Here is a 3,736-nt window from a genome sequence, read left to right on the forward strand (position 1 = left end):
TCTCCTCATGCCGCACGCTGGGCGCGCAGCTTCTTCAGGTGTTCTGCTGTTTCGATTTCTTCGGCGATCCGCTCAGCCTGTGCTTTGGTCAGCGGCTCGAATTCATGCTGAAAGCGGCCCATGCTGGCGATGCAGGTGCGACCGTTGCGGATGTAGTGGATGACTTCGTGGGTAGTGCGGATGATTTTGCAGGGCGCGCCGTGGCGATCAGAGTAATAATCATCAGAAATCGGTAGGTTAGAAATCCGACTCTTCATGTTTCTCATCTCTTTTAGCGCGGGCTAATTCATGAGCGGCCGACGCCTCTTCCTCGGTGTCGAAACGTCCAAGAGAGGTTCTTTTCCCATCGATTGAAATGTGCGCCTCCCAACGACCATGCTTGGTAAGGCTAACCCCTTTGCAATTTGATGTGCAGCCACTCCTTTTCCTCTGATTCTTGGCCTGATCAGACTGAGTGGCCCATCGACAGTTCCCGGGGAAATACCCAAGATTATTGTCAATCCTATCGATGGTCATTCCGCGTGGTCTTTCACCCATATCAGCAAAGAACTCTCTGAATTCATGCCAGCGCTCACAAACGGTAATCCCACGACCTCCGTAATTTTTGTAATTTACATTGCTGGGGTTTTCGCACCGAGATAGCATTGCGCACCACGTTCCATAAGTTTCAGAACCATGCTGGCCATGCTTAGTCCTGAGCCTGACGGAAACCTCCCGGCTCAGGCAGCCGCAAGATTTAGTAAGGCCAGATTTAACCCTACTGATAACTGCGACGGTCTCATTTCCGCATTCGCAGGTGAACCTGCCTTTCCTGTTCTTGCCGCTCTCCCTTGGAAGGCGCTCGATCAGCGTTAGGCGCCAGCGCTTTTCCCCTTCAGAAAAATTCTCAATCATGTGAATTAACCCTCTGGATTATCCTGAACATTGGCTGACTCCTGCAAAAGGAGGTAGACGATTGCCACAGCGCGCAGCGGGTTACGGTGAGTCGAGCTGACACCAGACTCATGAGTTGCCTGCCACACGGTCTTACCTAATGGTACCAGACCGATTCGATGCTTCTTCATTGCCGGGTAGAGCTCTTCGGCACGACGTAACGGAAACCAGGCGGTGTTCTGTACCGTGTTAAACCAGTTCCACGACAAATTGGCACCGGTCTTTTCATGCGGGTGAATAGTGGCGGTGTACTTTGGCTTCAGGAAATATGCGAGCCTTACACTGATTTCACCGTCACTGAGTTTGGTGTAATCCATCAGGAGCCCCTTTGCTTACGGATAAGTTCCAAATCAGCCTGGCAACTGGCGCACGTCTGGCAGCCGGGAACTGCAGCACGCCGCGGCTCGGGAATTGGTTCGTCGCATTCTTCACAACGCTCAGCTGATAAGGCGTTGCGGTTTAGCCGGTGAGCGGAAAGGGCAGCGTTACGCTGAAGCTCTTCAATCTCTGCTGCTGTATCGATGATATCTGCCATGGTCAATGCTCCCGGAACTGTCGGTTAATTCGGTTGAAGGTGAACGCCAGCAATAAAAAGGGAGCTTTAAGCTCCTGGGTGATTAGTGCCTTCATGCTGCACCGCCTTCATTCTTCTCAGCTTCGACTGCCATCTGCTCAAGCCGTCGCGATAACTCGGCGGCCAGCGTCTGGAATTCTTCCTCGGTCGCCACCGGGATCGGCACGAAGCGAATCCCGATGTGCGCGAGGTTATTGGCAATTTCGAGGCTTTTTCTCAAATCAACGGGAGAGGCTCGGTTCATGCTGCACCGCCAACGTTTCGCAGCCAGATGCAGACGGCGCCATCTTCCGTTTCGTGAATTGAACCGACAAACCAACCATCACCGGCTGGTGTCTCTGGTTGCCACGATGAAATGTCATAGCCGTCAACATCGGGATCGACATCACCCTCATCGCGGTAAATCACTTTCCACTCTAGGCCGTTCTTCTCCAGCCATGCGTTGAACTCAATGCGCGAAATGGACTCGCGTCCATCGCAAAACTCATCGTAAAGCGGGTGAGTCCAGTAACCGTATTGGTCGCGTTCGACGGGTAGGGCTTTAATTTCTGTTGTCATGATTAACTCCGTGGTTAGCAAATTCACCGTGATATTGTTCTCTGTAAACTCTCAGGCTTTCTTCTGCCTCCTCTACGGAGTCAAACCAGCCTATAACAACCCTTTTACCGCCAACCTGACAGCGAGCTCTCCAGCTTTGCATTTTCTTATCCCACCCAACCCCCTTTACCCCTGAAATGCTGTCCTTTCTGACATACTGATTCATCATGTTCTGTGAACGAGAGGCGAGCCTAAGATTTGATATTCTGTTATCCGATCTGTTGTTGTTTACATGGTCAATTTGTTCTTCCGGCATAGAGCCATGAACATATAGCCACGCCAGTCTGTGAGCTGAATATTTAACCCTATCTACCTTTATGTAGGCATAGCCTGTGTAATCTACAAACCCAGCAACATCACCTGGATGCATGCAATAGGCGGTAGGGTTTAGCCAATAAAAAACCCCTGTTAAGGGGTCGTATCGAAGCACTTCTTTTAGCCTGTTTTGCGTAAGGGTCATTGCTCAACTCCAAACCTTTTGTTCAGGCGGCCAGTTTTGACGACGAACTCCAGGAGGCTAACTCCCAGAGCTTCAATTTTCTTGTGATGCTTGTTGATGATGGGAGGCACCGTTTCGTTCCAGTTAGGCTTTGGCTTCTTGCGCATGGCCTGCTGGATTTCCTCGGTGCACCGGCGGAAGGCGGCGCGGACGGCGTTTTCATTTGCTGGCGTCATGCGGCCTCCCGTTTGTTTTTGAGATGAGGGGCATTCGAAAGAAAAACTGCTTTCGCAAAGCCCAGAGGAGTTGCGCTTCGAATGTTGGCACGCTCGTCACTGGGAGGGCATTCGTGAATGCGGTTGTCCGGATACCAGTCAGTCACCAATCCGGCGAAAGATGTACCTGAGATGGCATCGGTCGCCTTTTTCTTCGGCACCATACGCCCGCAGGCCAGCTTAACGGCGTCTATAGCCGCTTCTACCATGGGGTGCATATTCTCTGCCGGCGACTTGAAGCCGTTACCTGTCCAGAGGCAGGTCTGTTTCGTGTAGTTGTCATCCTCGCACAGCCCAGTGAACTGGTACGGATGGAACGTGTAATCTGCCGAACCGAAGATGCTACTGAACACGCTAACCGGGTTTTCGAATGCCCACGGGCAACCGGCAGCCATTCCTACCATGCGGCATTGCTCAGCAACCAGCGCAGCTTTAGCCTGAAAATGTGGGTCTTTGGCTCGTTTTGATTCGAACCAGCGGGATCCTGATACTGCAACGTCAGTGCAAGGAGGAAAGCCGATAACCATAACCACGTTCTCGGTACGAATGATCTGGGACAGCCGCGGCATAGCCTCAATTATGGTTGCCGATATGCGTTCAATCGGACCGTTAATCGAAGTATCTGGATGCTGCGGGTCAACCAACACCGCACGGTAGCCGGTTTCAACCCATGGCACAGACATGACGCCAGTGATATCGCACAGGCAGATAATGGTACCTTTGCTCATGCGGCCTCCTGCCTTTCCCGATATTCCTCAGCGAGCCGCTGCGCCTTTAATGGATTGCTGACTACTTCACCCCATGGCATTAGCCAGCCGTTACCAATGAAGGGAAGGCACAGTGTGCCAACCCTGATGTCGTCGTGAGCGTGAGTCATAGGATGGACTCCATTTCGTCGATGTAGAGGCCCTGAGCAAT

At 52.1% G+C, this 3,736-nt stretch carries 10 protein-coding genes; all 10 read right to left on the minus strand.

The genetic code is table 11. The features are described from left to right. Positions 1-5: 5 nt before the first annotated feature. Positions 6-257: a DUF4222 domain-containing protein gene (locus APU11_RS01165; protein ID WP_058650948.1), complete on the minus strand. Its 252-nt coding sequence runs from the start codon at positions 255-257 to the stop codon at positions 6-8. After that, positions 238-894: an AP2 domain-containing protein gene (locus APU11_RS01170; RefSeq protein WP_058650947.1), complete on the minus strand. Its 657-nt coding sequence runs from the start codon at positions 892-894 to the stop codon at positions 238-240. The genes APU11_RS01165 and APU11_RS01170 overlap by 20 nt, the downstream gene beginning before the upstream one ends. A 5-nt stretch (positions 895-899) precedes the next feature. Next, positions 900-1,250 (minus strand): hypothetical protein, encoded by a 351-nt coding sequence (locus tag APU11_RS01175; RefSeq protein ID WP_058650946.1) that lies wholly within the window; start codon positions 1,248-1,250, stop codon positions 900-902. Next, positions 1,250-1,468, minus strand: coding sequence for a TraR/DksA family transcriptional regulator (locus tag APU11_RS01180; RefSeq protein WP_058650945.1), 219 nt, complete (start codon positions 1,466-1,468; stop codon positions 1,250-1,252). The genes APU11_RS01175 and APU11_RS01180 overlap by 1 nt, the downstream gene beginning before the upstream one ends. 91 nt (positions 1,469-1,559) lie before the next feature. Continuing rightward, entirely contained in the window at positions 1,560-1,751 is a 192-nt protein-coding gene (locus tag APU11_RS01185; RefSeq protein ID WP_048206847.1) for a DUF1382 family protein, read from the minus strand. After that, on the minus strand, positions 1,748-2,065 hold the full coding sequence (locus APU11_RS01190) for a hypothetical protein (protein ID WP_058650944.1): 318 nt from the start codon (positions 2,063-2,065) through the stop codon (positions 1,748-1,750). The genes APU11_RS01185 and APU11_RS01190 overlap by 4 nt, the downstream gene beginning before the upstream one ends. Further along, a complete protein-coding gene (locus APU11_RS01195; RefSeq protein WP_058650943.1) occupies positions 2,049-2,564 on the minus strand; it encodes an HNH endonuclease in 516 nt (171 codons plus the stop codon). Before APU11_RS01195 ends, APU11_RS01190 begins: the two co-directional genes overlap by 17 nt. After that, positions 2,561-2,779 carry a hypothetical protein gene (locus tag APU11_RS01200; RefSeq protein WP_058650942.1) on the minus strand — a complete coding sequence of 73 codons (219 nt, stop codon included), beginning with the start codon at positions 2,777-2,779 and terminating at the stop codon, positions 2,561-2,563. The genes APU11_RS01195 and APU11_RS01200 overlap by 4 nt, the downstream gene beginning before the upstream one ends. Beyond that, complete coding sequence (locus APU11_RS01205; protein ID WP_058650941.1) at positions 2,776-3,546, minus strand: hypothetical protein; 771 nt, start codon at positions 3,544-3,546, stop codon at positions 2,776-2,778. The genes APU11_RS01200 and APU11_RS01205 overlap by 4 nt, the downstream gene beginning before the upstream one ends. Next, positions 3,543-3,695 carry a DUF1317 family protein gene (locus APU11_RS01210; RefSeq protein ID WP_006809793.1) on the minus strand — a complete coding sequence of 51 codons (153 nt, stop codon included), beginning with the start codon at positions 3,693-3,695 and terminating at the stop codon, positions 3,543-3,545. Before APU11_RS01210 ends, APU11_RS01205 begins: the two co-directional genes overlap by 4 nt. Positions 3,696-3,736 lie beyond the last annotated feature (41 nt).

This window comes from Enterobacter sp. 50793107, from assembly GCF_001463365.1.
Taxonomy (GTDB): domain Bacteria; phylum Pseudomonadota; class Gammaproteobacteria; order Enterobacterales; family Enterobacteriaceae; genus Enterobacter; species Enterobacter cloacae.